Origin of the sequence: Janthinobacterium lividum (assembly GCF_011601275.1) — a bacterium.
GTDB lineage: Bacteria > Pseudomonadota > Gammaproteobacteria > Burkholderiales > Burkholderiaceae_D > Janthinobacterium > Janthinobacterium lividum_E.
The window spans coordinates 1-17,276 of the sequence record NZ_JAAOLY010000014.1 but is presented as its reverse complement, the minus strand read 5'-3'; the positions used below and the strand labels follow the sequence as shown (position 1 = coordinate 17,276).

Sequence of the window (17,276 nt, the reverse complement as noted above, 5' to 3'; positions counted from 1 at the left end):
GCGGTTTTTTGAGTACGGTCGGCATCTTGCTGGCAGCCGGAAGGGGGCGCAGGTTCGACCCTTCCGGCGTACAGAACAAATTATTGCAGCCACTGGCCGAGGGCCCGCATGCGGGCTTGCCGGTGGTCGTGGCGGCGGCAAAGAGCATGCTGGCGGCCTTGCCGCGCGTGCTGGCCGTGGTGCGCGCCGACGACACGCAGGTGGCGCGCGTGCTCGGTGCGCTGGGCTGCGAAGTGCGCGTCTGCCATGATGCCGACACGGGCATGGCCGCCTCGCTCACCTGCGCCATCGATTACGTGCGCGGCGCGCCGGGCTGGCTGATCGCCCTGGGCGACATGCCTTTCGTGGAAGCGGCTACAATCGCCGCCTTGTCGCAAGCCATAGACGATGGCGCGCGCATCGCCGTGCCCGTGTTCCAGGGACGGCGGGGCAATCCTGTCGCGTTCAGCGCCTTCCACTTGCCGCTGCTGCTGGCGCTCGATGGCGACCAGGGCGCGCGCAGCATCGTCAACAGCCATGTCGTATGCGAAGTGACAGTGGACGACGGCGGCATCTTGCGCGATATTGATACACCTGACGATTTGTCGCCGGTGCATGGCGCGCCCGGGCGATTGTAGAACATCCATGCCAGACACGAGGAAAACATGAAGAAAGCACCGATTAAAAAAATCACCGCAAAAGCCTCCGGCAATGCCATAAGCAAAGCCGCAGCGAAAACCAAGGCGAAAGCCGCACCGGCCGCCGGCATCATCTACAGCATCGCCGCAGCGGACCTGGCAGGCCACATGTTCAAGGTGACGTTGACGGTCAAGTCGCCGGCCGCCATCGGCCAGGTATTGTCCTTGCCGGCCTGGATCCCGGGCAGCTACATGATCCGCGAATTTTCGCGCAACATCGTCAGCATCCGCGCCGAATCCGAAGGCAAGGCCGTGGCGCTGACCAAGCTGGACAAGCATTCGTGGCAAGCCGCGCCGTGCAAGGGCCCGTTGGTGGTCGAATACGACGTGTATGCGTGGGATTTGTCCGTGCGCGCCGCCCACCTGGACCAGAATCACGGCTTCTTCAACGGCACTAGCGTGTTCCTGCGCGTGCTGGGCCAGGAATCCGACGCCCATGAAGTGCACATCGTGCAGCCGAAGGATGCGGCCTGCAAGACCTGGCGAGTGGCCACCACCCTGCCGGAACTCAAGGCGAAGCGCTATGGCTTCGGCAGCTACCAGGCGGCCAACTACGATGAGCTGATCGACCACCCGGTGGAGATGGGCGACTTCGCGCTGGCCACCTTCACCGCGCATGGCGTGCCGCACGATATCGTCGTCACGGGCAAGGTGCCGAACCTGGACCTGGACCGTCTGTGCCGCGACCTGAAAGCCATCTGCGAAACGCAGATCGCCTTCTTCGAGCCGAAGACAAAGAAAGCGCCGATGGACCGCTATGTGTTCATGACCATGGCCGTCGGCGATGGCTACGGCGGCCTCGAACACCGTGCTTCGACGGCGCTGATCTGCGCGCGCGCCGACTTGCCGACGACGGCGTCCACCAGCACCGAGATCGCTGACGGCTACCTGAAATTCCTGGGCTTGTGCAGCCACGAGTACTTCCACACCTGGAACGTCAAGCGCATCAAGCCGGCCGCCTTTGCGCCGTACGACCTGCAGGCGGAAAGCTATTCGCCGCTGCTGTGGCTGTTCGAAGGCTTCACCAGCTATTACGACGACCTGATGCTGGTGCGCGCGGGCCTGATCGACGAGGCGGCCTATTTCAAGCTGCTCGGAAAAACCGTCAACAGCGTCTTGCGCGGCAGCGGCCGCACCAAGCAAAGCGTGGCCGATTCCAGCTTCGACGCCTGGGGCAAGTACTACCGCCAGGATGAAAACGCGCCGAACGCCATCGTCAGCTACTACACCAAGGGTTCGCTGATCGCGCTGGCCTTCGACCTGACGATCCGCACGAAGACGAATGGCGAGAAATCGCTGGACGACGTGATGCAGGCGCTGTGGCAGCGCTATGGCCGCGATTTCTACAAGGGTAAAGCGCGCGGCGTGACGCCGGCCGAAGTCGAAGCCCTGTTAGATGAAGTCTCCGGCACGCGTATGAAGCCGTTCTTCGAACGCTACATCCGCGGCACGGACGACGTGCCGCTGGCGCGCCTGCTGGCGCCGTTCGGCGTGAAATACAGCGACGCGCGCAAGGCCGAAAAAGCCAGCCTGGACGTCAACCTGGGCCGCGACGGCAACGATGCCAAACTGGCGCAGGTGCACCAGGGCGGCGCCGCCCACGTGGCCGGCCTGTCGGCGGGCGACGTGCTGGTGGCCGTCGATGGCTTGCGCGTGACGGGCAGCAACCTGGACACCTTGCTGGGCCGTTACGCCGTCGGCGCCAAGGTGGCGGTCCACGCCTTCCGCCGCGACGAGCTGATGACATTTGCCGCCGTGCTGCAGGGCGACCGCGTGCCCGGCGTCAGTCTGGCCCTGCTGCCGGCGCCAAAGAAAGCCACGGGGCCGAAGCGTCCTAGCGCCGTATAAGCTGTTCGTCATGCGGTAAGACAGAAAACCGGCCGTCACTGGCCGGTTTTGTATTTCATGCGGTAACTTTTCAATGCAATTCATCCGCCGGCACTCGCGGCTTGCCATCATATTTACTGCAAATGAACTAATTTTTCTTTAACTAAACTAAAATTGCCGAACTGATTCTTTTAGGTCGCGCCCAACGTGGAAACCCTCGATCCCCGAACCATCATGCTGATGACGACCCTGATGTGCGGGGCCATGAGCATCGTCATGTTTTCGGTGTATCGCAGTTTCCGGCGCGAAGTGCATGGACTGGGACATTGGGCGGCCGGTTTGCTGTTGCTGGTGTGCGCGTCCCTGCTGTTCGGCACACGCGAAGTGCTGCCGCCGGCATTGTCGATGATCGCGGCCAATGCGGCGCTGGTGGCCGGCATCGGCCTGTCGATGCTGGGCACGGAGAAATTCTTCGGCCTGGCGCCCAGCCGCCGCGCCTATCTGCTGATACTCGGCCTGGCCATCGCCGGCAATAGCTGGTGGCTGCTGGCGCGCCCCGATTTCTCGGCGCGCGTGGCGGTCTTTTCCCTGCTGGTCTTCCTGTTTTATGCGCGCCAGGTGCAACTGGTGTGGCGCCATGGCGAACGCCATTTCTCGAGTTTTTTCTTTGGCGCGCTGATGCTGATGCAAGCTGTCGTGGTGCTGGTGCGCGGCGTATCGGCCCTGCTGCATGGCGGCGCCAGCGTGAATTTGGCGGTGGCTGGCACGCCGGCCGGCATCTATCTGGCGGTCGCCAATTTCATGGCGCTGCTGCTGACGGTGGGCTTCATGACGGTGGCGACGCGGCGCCTGCAGCAGATACTGGAGCGCCGTTCGACCCACGATCCGCTGACGCAAGTGCTGAACCGGCGCGGCTTTGGCGACGCCTATGCGCGAGAGCTAGGCAATCTGCGGCGGCGCCGTTTGCCATTGACACTGCTCAGCATCGACCTCGATTACTTTAAATTGATCAATGACCGCTACGGCCACGCAGTGGGCGACCAGGTGCTGGCGCACGTGGCCACCGTTATCAAGGGCGCCTTGCGTGAATCGGATTGCGTGGCGCGTTTTGGCGGCGAGGAGTTCGTCGTGCTGATGCCGGACATGCCGGCGCATAACGCGCTGGGCGTGGCCGAACGCATCCGCGCCTTGCTGCACGAGCCCAGTCGGCTGCCACCGTGTACGGTCAGCATCGGCGTCGCTTGCCAGGCATCGATGGTGGAAGGGCTGGAACAGCTGCTGTCGCGCGCCGATGCGGCCCTGTACCTGGCCAAGGAACGGGGACGCGACCGCATCGAATTCGATGCTTGCGTGTTTACTGAGGACCGGACAATGTCCGCAGCTGGAAGCGGTACTGGTCGTTGAACAGGAAGGTTTCGGAAAAATCGAAGGTCCGGGCGTGGCGGCGCATCAGGTGTGCCGCTGGCGGAAAGAACACTGGCACGCGTCGCACGGCGGCCAGCGCCGCGGCCGAGGCGTCGCTGTCGCGCGAACGGTGCACGTGCACGCTTTTCAGTTCGCCGTCGGGTCCCACGCTCAGGTCGAGCACGACGATGGCCGGCAGCATGGGCGGCAGGCGCCCGCTGAATATGTATTCCCCATTGGCCGCCATGATCTGCTGCGCCACCAGCGACTTATAGGCGTCGATGCTGGCGGCCAGCTGTATCGCGGCCGGCGTGCGAGGGGGCGTCGACGTGGGCGTGTTCAGCGCTGGCGGGGGCGTATTTTGGCAGGCGGCCAGCAGGCTGGCGGCGGCAAGGACGGTGATTGCGTGTCTCATGGCTGCCAGCCTACCATGGTTTAACTGAACAGGCGTTCCAGTTCCACGCCGGGGTCTGGCGCGCGCATGAACGCTTCGCCCACGAGGAAGCTGTGGATGTGCGCATCGCGCATGCGTTGCACGTCGGCCGTGGTATGGATGCCCGATTCCGTGATGATCAATTTGTCTTGCGGGATGCGCGGCAGCAGGCCGAGTGTCGTTTCCAGCGACGTTTCGAACGTGCGCAGGTTGCGGTTGTTGATGCCGATCAGCGCGCTCTTTAGCTTGAGCGCCGCCGTCAGTTCTTCGCCGTCGTGGCTTTCGATCAGCACGCCCATGCCCAGTTCGTGGGCGCACGCTTCCATCTCGGCCATCAGGCCATGGTCGAGCGCCGCGACGATCAGCAGGATGCAGTCGGCGCCCATGGCGCGCGCTTCATAGATCTGGTACATGTCGACCATGAAATCCTTGCGCAGCACGGGGATGGCGCAGGCGGCGCGCGCCTGCTGCAGATACGCCACGCTGCCCTGGAAGAACTGCTCGTCCGTCAGAACGGACAGGCATGCCGCGCCGTGCTGGGCATAGCTGGCGGCGATATCAGACGGGCGGAAGTCGGCGCGGATCACGCCTTTCGACGGCGACGCTTTTTTGACTTCGGCGATGATGCCGGGCTTGCCGGCGGCGATGTGCTGGCGCAGGCTCGCTTCAAAACCGCGCAGGCCGGCGCGCAGGTCGCTGTCGCTTTCCACGTCGCCGCGCAGGCTGGCCAGGCTGCGGCGTGCTTTGGCCTTGGCCACTTCATCGGCTTTTACGGCCAGGATTTTATCGAGTATGTCGGACATGATGGTCGCTATTCTATAAAGGAGGGCGGGGAACTTACGCTTGCGCCGGGGTGCCCAGCTGCTGCGTCACCTGCACGAATTGGTCGAGTTTCGCCAGCGCGGCGCCCGAGCTGACGGCGGTGCGTGCGCGCGCCAGGCCGTCTTCGATCGAGCTGGCCACGCCGGCTGCGTACAGCGCCGTGCCCGCGTTCAGGGCGACGATGTCGGCGGCGGCTCCAGGCTCGCCGCGCAGCGCTTCCATCATCTTGGCTTTCGATTCGACGGAATCGGCCACCTTCAGGTTGCGGCTGGCGATCATCGACATGCCGAAGTCTTCCGGATGGATTTCATATTCGCGGATTTCGCCGTTGACCAGTTCACCGACCATGGTGGCCGCACCCAGCGACACTTCATCCATATTGTCGCGGCCATACACGACGATGGCGTGCTGCGCGCCCAGGCGTTGCAGCACGCGCACCTGGATGCCGACCAGGTCGGCGTGGAACACGCCCATCAGAATGTTCGGCGCACCGGCGGGATTCGTCAGCGGGCCGAGGATATTGAAAATCGTGCGCACGCCCAGTTCGCGGCGCACGGGCGCCGCATGCTTCATGGCCGCATGGTGGTTCGGCGCGTACATGAAGCCGATGCCCGTTTGCGCGATCGACTGGGCGATCTGCTCGGGCTGCAGGTTGATGTTGACGCCCAAAGAGTCCAGTACGTCGGCGCTGCCGGACGAGGACGAGACGCTGCGTCCGCCATGCTTGGCCACGCGCGCGCCGGCGGCCGCCGCCACGAACATCGAGGCGGTAGAAATGTTAAACGTGTGCGCGCCGTCGCCGCCCGTGCCGACGATGTCGAGCAGGTTGGTGGTGTCGGCCATGGGCACCTTGGTGGAAAACTCGCGCATCACTTGCGCGGCGGCGGCGATTTCGCCGATGGTTTCCTTTTTCACGCGCAAGCCCATGGTGAGGGCCGCGATCATGGTGGGGGACATTTCGCCGGACATGATCTGGCGGAACAGGTACAGCATTTCGTCGTGAAAGATCTCGCGGTGTTCGATGCAGCGCAGCAGGGCTTCTTGTGGGGTGATCGGCATGATGCTTCCTTCTTCAATGATGGCGCAGGAGGACACTGATGGCACGCCGGGGCGTGCGCATGGGATCAGCGCTCGAGAAAATTCTTCAGCAGGGCGTGGCCGTGTTCCGAGAGGATCGATTCGGGGTGGAACTGTACCCCCTCGATATCGTATTCCCGGTGGCGCACGCCCATGATTTCGCCGTCGTCCGTCCACGCTGTCACTTCCAGGCAGGAAGGCAGCGAGGCGCGTTCGATCGCCAAAGAGTGGTAGCGGATCACTGTGAAGGGGCTGGGCAAGCCTTTGAAAACGCCCACGCCCGTATGTGCGATGAGGGAAGTCTTGCCATGCATGACTTGCTTGGCGCGTATGACTTTACCTCCAAACGCTTCGCCGATGGCCTGGTGGCCCAGGCACACACCCAATATCGGCTTCTTGCCGGCGAAGTGTTTGAGCACTGCCACCGAAATGCCTGCCTGTGCCGGCGCTTTCGGGCCGGGCGAGATGCAGATGCGGTCCGGGTTCAGCGCCTCGATCTGTTCGATCGTGATTTCATCGTTGCGGTAGACCCGCACGTCTTCGCCCAGTTCACCGAAATACTGCACGATGTTGTAGGTGAAGGAGTCGTAGTTGTCGATCATTAGCAGCATCTTAAAACTCCCCATCCAGGCCATCTTGCACTTGTTCGGCGGCGCGCAGCACTGCCCGCGCCTTATTTTCGGTTTCCTGCCATTCCATTTCGAGGACCGAGTCGGCCACGATGCCGGCCGCGGCCTGCACGTACAGCATGCCGTCCTTGATCACACCCGTGCGAATCGCAATCGCCACATCCATTTCGCCGCCAAACGACAGGTAGCCGCAGGCGCCGCCATAGATGCCGCGCTTGGTGATTTCCAGTTCGTCGATCACTTCCATGGCGCGCACTTTCGGCGCGCCCGTCAGGGTGCCGGCCGGGAAGGTCGCGCGCAGCACGTCCAGGTTGGACAAGCCTTTCTTCAAGGTGCCTTCCACATTCGAGACGATGTGCTGCACGTGCGAGTATTTTTCGATGACCATGCGGTCGGTGACGTGGACGCTGCCTGTTTCGGCGATACGGCCGATGTCGTTGCGCGCGAGGTCGATCAGCATCACGTGCTCGGCGATCTCTTTCGGATCGGCCAGCAGCTCGGCGGACAATTCAGCGTCGCGTTCCGGCGTGGCGCCGCGCGGACGCGTGCCGGCGATGGGGCGCAGGGTGACCTTCTTGCCGCCGTCGGCCGTGTTCTCGTTGCGCACCAAAATCTCGGGCGAGGCGCCGATGATCTGCATGTCGCCGAAATTATAGAAGTACATATACGGCGACGGGTTCAGCGAACGCAGGGCGCGGTACAGGGTCAGCGGCGAATCGACATACGGTTTGCGGATGCGCTGGCCGATCTGCACCTGCATCAGGTCGCCGGCCATCACGTATTCGTGCGCCTTGGCGATGGCCTTCAGGTAGTCTTCCTTGGCAAAATCGCGGATGGTTTCCGTGCGCACGGAAGCGCTGGTAACGGGCGCATCGACGCCGCGGCGCAGCATCATGCGCAAGTCTTTCAGGCGCTGGCGCGCTTTGCTGAACGACTCGGGCTGCGCCGTGTCGGCGTAGACGATCAGGTAGAGTTTACCGGACAGGTTGTCGATGACGGCCAGTTCCTCCGTCACCATCAGCTGGATGTCGGGCAGGTTCAGGTCATCCTTCGGCGCGCCGCCAGCCAGCTTTTTCTCGATGTGGCGCACGGTGTCGTAGCCGAAGTAGCCGGCCAGGCCGCCGCAGAAGCGCGGCATGCCGGGGCGCAGGGCCACCTTGAAGCGCGACTGGTACTGTTCGATGAAGTCGAGCGGATTGCCTTCGTGCTCTTCGATCACGACGCCGTTCTTGACGATTTCCGTGTGGCTGCCGTAGCTGCGCAACACGGTCGTGGCGGGCAAGCCGATGAAGGAATAGCGGCCGAAGCGTTCGCCGCCGACGACGGATTCGAGCAAGAAGGTATTCTTGCCGCCTTGCTGGGTCTGCGCCAGTTTCAGGTACAGCGTGAGCGGAGTTTCCAGGTCGGCAAAGGCTTCCGCGATCAGGGGGATGCGGTTGTAGCCTTGCTGGCCCAGCGATTTGAATTCGAGTTCGGTCATGTGTCTCTCCATGCCGCCAGGGTACGCGTGTGCACGATGCACTAGCCCTGCGGTGGGTTATCAAAAAACCTGCCGGTGCATACAGTACGCAAATGCGCGCGTGCAGCCGACAGCAATCTTACACGGCTCGGCCCTTAGGCCTGCCAGGATTGCCAGCGTCGCCAAAGCCAGGCCTCAATCGAGCCGGTTTGGGTGACATTGTGTTTTTTGATGAGAAACGTGTTCACGATATGGTGTTGGGTTTGGTCAGTATGCTGGTCTGTTGTGCATGCTAATAAAATCTGCCGCTTCGAGCAGCGTATTTACTATACCATCGGAATCGGTCTCGTGTATAGAGTGTCCGTGGTTGTAGCCATACGGCACCGTCAATACGGGGCAAGCCGCAGCCCGGGCCGCTTGCGCGTCGTTCGATGAGTCGCCGATGGCCACCACTTTGGCGGGCGCCAGGTCGAAGTCCGCGCACACTTGCAGCAGCGGCATCGGGTCCGGTTTTTTCCTGGGCAGCGAATCGCCGCCGTAGACGATCTCGAAATATCCGTCGAGTTTCTTCTGCTTCAGCAGGGGCAGGGCGAAGGCGATCGGCTTATTGGTGACGCAGGCCAGGCGCAAGCCCGCTGCCTTCATTGCCGCCAGCCCCGCTTCCACGTCCGGATACAGGGTGCTGAACTGGCCATTGATGGCCAGGTAGTGGCGCTGGTAGCCGTCCATCGCCTGCTCGAAACGCTGTTCCACGCCGGGCGCATCGAAGTCGAGCGCCAGCACGGTGCGGATCAGGTTTTCCGAGCCCTTGCCGACCATCAGCTTGATGGCGTCGGCGCTGATGGGCGCCAGGTCCAGTTCGGCGCGCATGCCGTTGATGGCGACATGAAAATCGGGCACGGTGTCGAGCATCGTGCCATCGAGGTCGATGATGGCGGCGCGCACGCCGGCCAGTACGTGGTCTTTCACTGTGCCCGCTTGCATCAGGCGCCCTTGACGGCTGCCAGCTCGGCGCGCATGGCGTCGATGACGGCCTTGTAGTCGGGCTTGCCGAAGATGGCCGAGCCGGCGACAAAGGTGTCGGCGCCGGCGGCGGCGGCAGCGGCGATGTTGTCGATCTTGATGCCGCCATCGACTTCCAGCATGATGTCACGGCCCGATTCGTCGATCATGCGGCGCGCTTCGGCGATTTTCTTCAGCGCGTGCGGAATGAAGGACTGGCCGCCGAAGCCTGGATTGACGGACATGATCAGGATAATGTCGATCTTGTCCATCACGTGTTCCAGGTAGTGCAGCGGCGTGCCCGGGTTGAATACCAGGCCCGATTTGCAGCCATTGTCGCGGATCAGCTGCAAGGAACGGTCGACGTGATCCGACGCTTCCGGATGAAAGGTGATGATGTTCGCGCCAGCCTTGGCGAAATCCGGGATAATGCGATCGACAGGCTTGACCATCAGGTGCACGTCAATGGGCACTTGCACGTGCGGGCGGATCGCTTCGCACACCAGCGGGCCGATGGTCAGGTTCGGCACATAATGGTTATCCATCACGTCGAAGTGGATGATGTCGGCGCCGGCGGTAACGACGTTGCGCACTTCCTCGCCCAGGCGGGCAAAGTCGGCGGACAGGATGCTGGGAGCGATACGGAATGTAGTCATGGTGGAGTAGCCAAAGGATAGAAAATGCGAAGATGCGCTATTTTACGCTTGACGCCGCTAACATGCCTTATTGAAGCACGATGAAACACAGAATACGCATCGCGCGATGGTTTATGCGTCGCGTGCGACACACAATACGACTGGTAATGTCTGAATAGGAATGATGATGGCGACTTATGAATTTACGGTAACGGTCAAGACGCAATACCTGCCCGAGCAATCGGCACCGGACCAGGGGCGGCACGTGTTCAGCTACACGATCCGCGTCGTCAACACGGGCACGGCTGGCGCGCAGCTGATTTCGCGCCACTGGGTCATTACGGATGCGAACAACAAAGTGGAAGAGGTGCGCGGCCTGGGCGCTGTCGGCCACCAGCCGCTGCTGCAGCCGGGCGAGCAGTTCGAATACACGAGCGGCACCATGCTGGGCACGCCGCAAGGCTCGATGCACGGCGAGTATTTCTGCGTGGCCGAAGATGGCCATCAGTTCGAGGCACCGATTCCCGAGTTCGTGCTGTCCGTGCCGCGCACCCTGCATTGAAGCAACGCCGGGGGCTTGCGCCCCCTTACTTCAGTTTTTCGGTGCTGTCCTGTTCTTTGCCGAGCTGCTTGCGTGCAGGCGGTGCGGGTTTTTTACCCGAATACATGGTCCACCAGACTATAAATGCCAGCAAGAAGAACGCTACCAGCGCCTCTATCATCAAGATCCACATACGCACCCCTATGTTATTTACCCGCAGCTTAGTATTTACCCGCCGTCTGTTGACACGCGGTAGTCTACCCGTTTCAGTCGGCGCCGTCGCGCTTGCCCTGTCTGCCTGTACCACGCCGCCGGCAGAGCCAGTCGCCACGACTGGCAAGGCGCCGGCGATTGCCCCGACTGTCGTCAAGCCGGTTCCGGCCAAGCCGGCCGATGCCAAGGATGCCGCGGATGCGGCGGCGCCCACCTTCGTGCCCGCCAAGTTTGCCGCCTTGCCTGGCTGGGCCCGCGACGACATGCGCGCCGCCTGGCCAGCGTTCATGGCGTCGTGCGGCGTGCTGGTCAAACGTGCGGACTGGAAGGAGTCGTGCACGATCGCGCGCCAGGTGAATGCCGATAGCGACAAGGCCATCCGCCTGTTCTTTGAAACGTTCTTTGTGCCGAATCAAGTCATCACGGCCGATGGCGCCAGCACCGGCCTCGTGACGGGCTATTACGAACCGCTGCTGCACGGCGCGCGCAAGCGGGGCGGTCCATACCAGACACCGCTGTACAAGGTGCCCGACGACCTGGTCACCGTCGACCTGGCCGGCGTGTATCCGGAATTGAAGAACATGCGCTTGCGTGGCAAGCTGGTCGGCAAGAAGGTGGTGCCGTACGCGACGCGCGCCGACATCGAGCGCGCCACGTCCGTTACGGGCAAGGAATTGTTGTGGGTGGATGACGAAGTCGAGGCCTTCTTCCTGCAAGTGCAGGGATCCGGGCGCGTGCAGCTGACCGATACGCAGGAAACCGTGCGCGTGGCATACTCGGATCAAAATGGCCATCCCTACAAATCGATCGGCCGCTACCTGGTCGACAAGGGCGAGCTGACCCTGAGCCAGGCATCCGCGCAAGGCATCAAGGCGTGGATCGCCGGCCACCCCACGCGCAAGGATGAATTGTTCAACGCCAATCCCAGCTATGTTTTCTTCAAGGAAGAGCGCTTGCCTGATCCGAAAGTGGGGCCGAAGGGCGCGTTGGGCGTGCCGTTGACGCCGCAGCGTTCGGTGGCCATCGATTCGCGCTTTTTGCCGCTGGGTGCGCCCGTGTTCCTGGCCACCACGCAAGCCAATAGCGAGATTCCCATGCAGCGTCTGGTGATGGCGCAGGATACGGGCGGCGCCATTCGCGGGCCTATCCGTGTCGATTACTTCTTTGGTTTTGGCGCGGAAGCGGCCGAGAATGCGGGCCGCATGAAGCAGAGCGGCGCCGTCTGGGTGCTGCTGCCGAAGCAGGCGCCGGCGCGCTGAGATTCTCGCGGCGCCGGGCAGTTCGTGGTGTCGCTTAGCGCAGGACCATGACTGGTAAATGGGTATGCGCCAGCACTTTTTGCGTTTCGCTGCCCACGAACAGCTTGTTCAAACCCTTGCGGCCGTGTGAAGCCATCAGGATGATGTCGCAATGGTAGGTTTGCGCCGCATTGACGATTTCATCGTGCGGGCTTGGCGACACGGCGACCACGCCTTCAAACGGCACGCCGGCGGCGCTTGCCGCCGCGCCTATCTTGTCGATGGCGCGTTGCGACGCTTCCTGCATCTGCTGTTCATACAGGCTGGCGTCGAGCACGATGCCGCCGTCCGCCATCGGCGAGAACGGGAACGGCTGCACCACGCTGATGGCGACCAGCTTGGCCTTGTTCAATTGGGCGAAGGCGAGGGCGGTCTCGGCGGCTTTGTCGGACAACGGCGAGCCGTCGGTGGGAAATAAGATGGTGTTAAACATAGCGTGCTCCTCAAGTGATGTAAGACAGCTTATGGATTTACATCAATTAAAACCTTGATGTAAATCAAACCTCACAGGCTTTGGCGTGAATAGTGTCGCCAAGGCAATCTTTCACCAGTGTATTCCCGTTCATCGCTTCAGGTGCGCACGCTACGCAGCGGCGTACCCCACACCATGGCCACCGTTAGCGCAATGCTGCCTACCGCGATGCAGGCCAGGCCATTGCGTACGCCAAAATGTTCCGCCACCCAGCCGGCCGCCAGCGCGCCCAGCGGCGCCGTCGCCACCGTCAGGAAGCGCATGGTCGACGTCATGCGGCCCAGCATGGGGTCGGGCGTGACTTTCTGGCGCAAGTCCAAGTAGGGAATAAAGAACAGCATCACGCCGCAATCGAAAAAGAACATCAAGATGGCATAAGCCACGGCGCTGGCCGTTGCGCTGCCGAACAGCGCGGCGGGTATCGTTGGCGTCAGGGCAAAGCAGAGCGAAGTCGATGCCAAGCCGATCAGGATGGTGCGGCCGGCGCCGTAGCGGCGCGTCAGCGGTTTGACGATGAAGGCGCTGAGCAGGACGCCGGCGCCGCCCAGCATTTGCGTCATGCCCAGCACGCCCGGGCTCATTCCCAGGTCGCGCGTGGCGAACAGCACCGTCAAGGCCATGCTGGCGTAGAACAGGAAGTGCCAGATGCCGGCGCCCCAGGCCAGCGCGCGCAGCAGCGGTTCGCGCCAGACAAACAGCAAGCCGTCGGCGATGTCGCGCAAGGCGTGTTTGCTTGACGGTGCGGGACGCGGGTCGCGCACGCTCATGGCGCGCAAATTACAGACGGAAACCAGATAACCGCAGGCCGTGCACAGGATGGCGACGGGCGCCGACAGCACTTGCACGAGTATGCCGGCCAGGCCGGGACCGATCAGGCGCGAAGCCGATTCGGTGGCGGCAAATTTCGACTGCGCATCGATCAAGCCGTCGCGGCCCACGAGGAAAGTCAGAAACACCTGTTCGGCGCCGCCACCGACAACGAAGCCCGTGCCGATGATGAAGCCCACTATATATAACCATGGCATCGACAGCGCGCCGCACCAGTAGGCCACGGCCACGCTGGCCAGGGCCAGGCCGGACATGCTTTCGCTGAACAGCATGATCGGATGCTTGCTGCGCCGGTCCAGCAGCACGCCGACGGGCAAGCCGAAGAGGGCGAACGGCAGCGCCTGCAGGGCAACCAGCACGCCCATCTGTTCCGGCGTCGCATGCAGCAAGAGCACCGCGCACAGTGGCAGGGCCAGCGAGGTGATCTGGGCGCCGAAGCAATTGAGGCCGTTGCTGAACCACAGGCGGCGGAAATTGACGCTGGCGGCGCTGCCGTCGCCGCGCAGATAGTGGGCGCAGTACTGGAAGAGGGGAGAGAAAATATGCTGCTCGATAAAAAAGATCGGGCTCACAATAATAGCAGCGCACCTGCCGCGCCGCTGCCGTTAGCCGCTACAATCGTTGCACCGTTCATCGAGAGGAGACACTATGCAATACGAAGACCTGATCATCGATATCCAGGACAAAGTGGCGGTCATCCGCCTGAACCGCCCCAAGGCATTGAACGCCTTGAATGAACGCATGATGAATGAGCTGGGCGACGCCTTGCTGAAGTTCGATGCGGATGACAATATCGGCTGCATCGTGCTCACGGGCAGTGAAAAAGCGTTTGCCGCTGGCGCCGATATCGCCGCGATGGCTGACTATACCTATCCAGACACTTATACCCAGGGCTACATCAGCCGCAACTGGGAGCATATCCTGCGCGTGCGCAAACCTGTAGTGGGCGCGGTGGCTGGCTATGCACTCGGTGGCGGCTGCGAACTGGCCATGATGTGCGATTTCCTGATCGCCGCCGACAGCGCCAAGTTCGGCCAGCCGGAAATCAAGGTTGGCGTCACGCCGGGCGCGGGTGGCACGCAGCGTCTGCCGCGCGCCATCGGCAAGGCCAAGGCCATGGACTTGCTGCTGACGGCGCGCACCATCGATGCTGCCGAGGCGGAACGCATCGGTCTCGTGTCGCGCGTAGTGCCAGCCGATAAATTGCTGGAAGAAACCCTCGCTGCCGCCAAGACCATCGCCGCCATGCCGACCTCGGTTGCCATGATGATCAAGGATTGCGTCAACCGCGCGTTTGAAACCACCTTGACCGATGGCGTCGCCTACGAGCGCCGTTTGTTCCAGGCCGCCTTCGGTACGCCTGCGCAAAAAGAAGGCATGCGCGCTTTCCTGGAAAAGCGCTTGCCAAACTTCGACGGTCTTTGATATGATTCGCCTCCTCGCAAAACGACGCACACAAAACATGGTGTTGCAGAGTAAAAACGGGGAGCAAAAGAAGGTTGACGAAATGCTGCAAACGCTTCATACTCTTCCTTCTTCGCAGCTGACAAACACAACGCTTTGTCGATAGCGCGAAAGTAGTAAATAAGCAGTGCCGAATACAGTTCTTTAACAATTAACAGTCGATAAGTGTGGGCATTTGATGCAAGTGCAGCGCCGATCTTCGGATTGGCGTCTAACTTAAAATATCAAATGTTCACAAGAAATAATGAAATAGGATACTTCTTCGGAAGTAGCCTGTCAGTTTTTTGAGTGAGCGACCCGTCAGCAATGACGGTGCCGGTAAAACGGCAAAGTAACAGAGATTAAACTGAAGAGTTTGATCCTGGCTCAGATTGAACGCTGGCGGCATGCCTTACACATGCAAGTCGAACGGCAGCACGGAGCTTGCTCTGGTGGCGAGTGGCGAACGGGTGAGTAATATATCGGAACGTACCCTAGAGTGGGGGATAACGTAGCGAAAGTTACGCTAATACCGCATACGATCTAAGGATGAAAGTGGGGGATCGCAAGACCTCATGCTCGTGGAGCGGCCGATATCTGATTAGCTAGTTGGTAGGGTAAAAGCCTACCAAGGCATCGATCAGTAGCTGGTCTGAGAGGACGACCAGCCACACTGGAACTGAGACACGGTCCAGACTCCTACGGGAGGCAGCAGTGGGGAATTTTGGACAATGGGCGAAAGCCTGATCCAGCAATGCCGCGTGAGTGAAGAAGGCCTTCGGGTTGTAAAGCTCTTTTGTCAGGGAAGAAACGGTGGGAGCTAATATCTCTTGCTAATGACGGTACCTGAAGAATAAGCACCGGCTAACTACGTGCCAGCAGCCGCGGTAATACGTAGGGTGCAAGCGTTAATCGGAATTACTGGGCGTAAAGCGTGCGCAGGCGGTTTTGTAAGTCTGATGTGAAATCCCCGGGCTCAACCTGGGAATTGCATTGGAGACTGCAAGGCTAGAATCTGGCAGAGGGGGGTAGAATTCCACGTGTAGCAGTGAAATGCGTAGATATGTGGAGGAACACCGATGGCGAAGGCAGCCCCCTGGGTCAAGATTGACGCTCATGCACGAAAGCGTGGGGAGCAAACAGGATTAGATACCCTGGTAGTCCACGCCCTAAACGATGTCTACTAGTTGTCGGGTCTTAATTGACTTGGTAACGCAGCTAACGCGTGAAGTAGACCGCCTGGGGAGTACGGTCGCAAGATTAAAACTCAAAGGAATTGACGGGGACCCGCACAAGCGGTGGATGATGTGGATTAATTCGATGCAACGCGAAAAACCTTACCTACCCTTGACATGGCTGGAATCCCCGAGAGATTGGGGAGTGCTCGAAAGAGAACCAGTACACAGGTGCTGCATGGCTGTCGTCAGCTCGTGTCGTGAGATGTTGGGTTAAGTCCCGCAACGAGCGCAACCCTTGTCATTAGTTGCTACGAAAGGGCACTCTAATGAGACTGCCGGTGACAAACCGGAGGAAGGTGGGGATGACGTCAAGTCCTCATGGCCCTTATGGGTAGGGCTTCACACGTCATACAATGGTACATACAGAGCGCCGCCAACCCGCGAGGGGGAGCTAATCGCAGAAAGTGTATCGTAGTCCGGATTGTAGTCTGCAACTCGACTGCATGAAGTTGGAATCGCTAGTAATCGCGGATCAGCATGTCGCGGTGAATACGTTCCCGGGTCTTGTACACACCGCCCGTCACACCATGGGAGCGGGTTTTACCAGAAGTAGGTAGCTTAACCGCAAGGAGGGCGCTTACCACGGTAGGATTCGTGACTGGGGTGAAGTCGTAACAAGGTAGCCGTATCGGAAGGTGCGGCTGGATCACCTCCTTTCTAGAGTTTGCACGAATCAGTAATGATTCACGCATCAAATGTTCACACTTATCGGCTGTTAGTAAGAGAAGAAACAGTAGTCGTAGTAGTTCCGCGTTGGGGCTGTAGCTCAGCTGGTTAGAGCACCGTGTTGATAACGCGGGGGTCGTTGGTTCGAGTCCAACCAGCCCTACCAGTCATTACCCAGGGGGATTAGCTCAGCTGGGAGAGCACCTGCTTTGCAAGCAGGGGGTCGTCGGTTCGATCCCGTCATCCTCCACCACGTTTTACAGAAAGTCCAAACGTAAGTTAATCACAGTCGTGATTGAATTTAGGTTTGATCTTTTAGCGATCAAAGCTGTTTCGTTCTTTAACAATCTGGAAGAAGTAAAGATTATTTATTGATCGGTTTGCCGTAAAGGTGAATCGATGGGTAATGATTGTATGTATCAACAAACAAGCAACAACGTTGTACTTTCTTATCCCTGTAGCGCTCTTTGGTCACCTCGGTGAACAGAGGCTAACGTTATAGGGACAAGCGAATAAGTGCACATGGTGGATGCCTTGGCGATTACAGGCGATGAAGGACGTAGTAGCTTGCGATAAGCTGCGGGGAGTGAGCAAACACACTTTGATCCGCAG

The 17,276-nt window shown here is 60.6% G+C and carries 16 protein-coding genes, 2 tRNA genes and 2 rRNA genes; 10 read left to right on the top strand and 10 right to left on the bottom strand.

Features of this window, described 5'->3' with window-relative positions; genetic code table 11:
- Positions 1 to 8: 8 nt before the first annotated feature.
- From GYK42_RS20340 to GYK42_RS20330, 3 genes are all read left to right on the top strand, one after another.
- Positions 9 to 617, top strand: coding sequence for a nucleotidyltransferase family protein (locus GYK42_RS20340; protein WP_166448957.1), 609 nt, complete (start codon positions 9 to 11; stop codon positions 615 to 617).
- 27 nt (positions 618 to 644) lie between these two features.
- Positions 645 to 2,525: a M61 family metallopeptidase gene (locus GYK42_RS20335; RefSeq protein WP_277346648.1), complete on the top strand. Its 1,881-nt coding sequence runs from the start codon at positions 645 to 647 to the stop codon at positions 2,523 to 2,525.
- A gap of 186 nt (positions 2,526 to 2,711) precedes the next feature.
- Positions 2,712 to 3,908, top strand: coding sequence for a GGDEF domain-containing protein (locus GYK42_RS20330; RefSeq protein WP_346768128.1), 1,197 nt, complete (start codon positions 2,712 to 2,714; stop codon positions 3,906 to 3,908).
- On the opposite strand, the gene GYK42_RS20325 is transcribed toward GYK42_RS20330, so the two are convergent.
- From GYK42_RS20325 to rpe, 7 genes are all read right to left on the bottom strand, one after another.
- Positions 3,859 to 4,323, bottom strand: a complete 465-nt coding sequence (locus tag GYK42_RS20325; RefSeq protein WP_166448956.1) for an energy transducer TonB — start codon at positions 4,321 to 4,323, stop codon at positions 3,859 to 3,861. The two genes, GYK42_RS20330 and GYK42_RS20325, sit on opposite strands and share 50 nt — an antisense overlap.
- 20 nt (positions 4,324 to 4,343) lie before the next feature.
- Entirely contained in the window at positions 4,344 to 5,144 is an 801-nt protein-coding gene (trpC, locus tag GYK42_RS20320; protein WP_166448955.1) for an indole-3-glycerol phosphate synthase TrpC, read from the bottom strand.
- A gap of 34 nt (positions 5,145 to 5,178) precedes the next feature.
- Entirely contained in the window at positions 5,179 to 6,222 is a 1,044-nt protein-coding gene (gene trpD, locus GYK42_RS20315) for an anthranilate phosphoribosyltransferase (protein WP_046682233.1), read from the bottom strand.
- Positions 6,223 to 6,287: 65 nt separating this feature from the next.
- Positions 6,288 to 6,851, bottom strand: coding sequence for an aminodeoxychorismate/anthranilate synthase component II (locus tag GYK42_RS20310; protein WP_046682234.1), 564 nt, complete (start codon positions 6,849 to 6,851; stop codon positions 6,288 to 6,290).
- Position 6,852: 1 nt separating this feature from the next.
- On the bottom strand, positions 6,853 to 8,349 hold the full coding sequence (gene trpE, locus GYK42_RS20305) for an anthranilate synthase component I (protein ID WP_166448954.1): 1,497 nt from the start codon (positions 8,347 to 8,349) through the stop codon (positions 6,853 to 6,855).
- A gap of 246 nt (positions 8,350 to 8,595) precedes the next feature.
- Positions 8,596 to 9,312, bottom strand: a complete 717-nt coding sequence (locus GYK42_RS20300) for a phosphoglycolate phosphatase (RefSeq protein ID WP_166448953.1) — start codon at positions 9,310 to 9,312, stop codon at positions 8,596 to 8,598.
- Complete coding sequence (gene rpe / locus GYK42_RS20295) at positions 9,312 to 9,986, bottom strand: ribulose-phosphate 3-epimerase (protein ID WP_046682236.1); 675 nt, start codon at positions 9,984 to 9,986, stop codon at positions 9,312 to 9,314. Before rpe ends, GYK42_RS20300 begins: the two co-directional genes overlap by 1 nt.
- A 166-nt stretch (positions 9,987 to 10,152) precedes the next feature.
- On the opposite strand from rpe, the gene apaG reads away from it, so the two are divergent.
- Positions 10,153 to 10,527 (top strand): Co2+/Mg2+ efflux protein ApaG, encoded by a 375-nt coding sequence (gene apaG / locus GYK42_RS20290; RefSeq protein ID WP_034753698.1) that lies wholly within the window; start codon positions 10,153 to 10,155, stop codon positions 10,525 to 10,527.
- A 25-nt stretch (positions 10,528 to 10,552) separates the two neighbouring features.
- Here apaG and GYK42_RS20285 read toward each other — a convergent pair whose 3' ends face one another.
- Positions 10,553 to 10,699, bottom strand: coding sequence for a hypothetical protein (locus tag GYK42_RS20285; RefSeq protein WP_166448952.1), 147 nt, complete (start codon positions 10,697 to 10,699; stop codon positions 10,553 to 10,555).
- A 10-nt stretch (positions 10,700 to 10,709) separates the two neighbouring features.
- Here GYK42_RS20285 and mltA point away from each other — a divergent pair, with 10 nt between their 5' ends.
- Positions 10,710 to 11,978: a murein transglycosylase A gene (mltA, locus tag GYK42_RS20280; RefSeq protein ID WP_166448951.1), complete on the top strand. Its 1,269-nt coding sequence runs from the start codon at positions 10,710 to 10,712 to the stop codon at positions 11,976 to 11,978.
- Between the two features lie 34 nt (positions 11,979 to 12,012).
- Here the strand turns inward: mltA and GYK42_RS20275 are convergent, their stop codons facing one another.
- Together GYK42_RS20275 and GYK42_RS20270 are read right to left on the bottom strand one after the other, a co-directional pair.
- Positions 12,013 to 12,450 carry a universal stress protein gene (locus tag GYK42_RS20275; protein WP_034785626.1) on the bottom strand — a complete coding sequence of 146 codons (438 nt, stop codon included), beginning with the start codon at positions 12,448 to 12,450 and terminating at the stop codon, positions 12,013 to 12,015.
- 137 nt (positions 12,451 to 12,587) lie between these two features.
- Complete coding sequence (locus GYK42_RS20270) at positions 12,588 to 13,889, bottom strand: MFS transporter (RefSeq protein ID WP_346768127.1); 1,302 nt, start codon at positions 13,887 to 13,889, stop codon at positions 12,588 to 12,590.
- A gap of 76 nt (positions 13,890 to 13,965) precedes the next feature.
- On the opposite strand from GYK42_RS20270, the gene GYK42_RS20265 reads away from it, so the two are divergent.
- The 5 genes from GYK42_RS20265 to GYK42_RS20245 all read left to right on the top strand — a co-directional run.
- Positions 13,966 to 14,742: an enoyl-CoA hydratase gene (locus GYK42_RS20265; RefSeq protein ID WP_166448950.1), complete on the top strand. Its 777-nt coding sequence runs from the start codon at positions 13,966 to 13,968 to the stop codon at positions 14,740 to 14,742.
- A 382-nt stretch (positions 14,743 to 15,124) separates the two neighbouring features.
- A 16S ribosomal RNA gene (locus GYK42_RS20260) occupies positions 15,125 to 16,655 on the top strand.
- 98 nt (positions 16,656 to 16,753) lie between these two features.
- Positions 16,754 to 16,830, top strand: a tRNA-Ile gene (locus GYK42_RS20255).
- Positions 16,831 to 16,841: 11 nt separating this feature from the next.
- Positions 16,842 to 16,917 (top strand) — tRNA-Ala (locus GYK42_RS20250).
- A gap of 249 nt (positions 16,918 to 17,166) precedes the next feature.
- Positions 17,167 to 17,276: ribosomal RNA gene (locus tag GYK42_RS20245) — 23S ribosomal RNA — on the top strand; the annotation flags it as partial.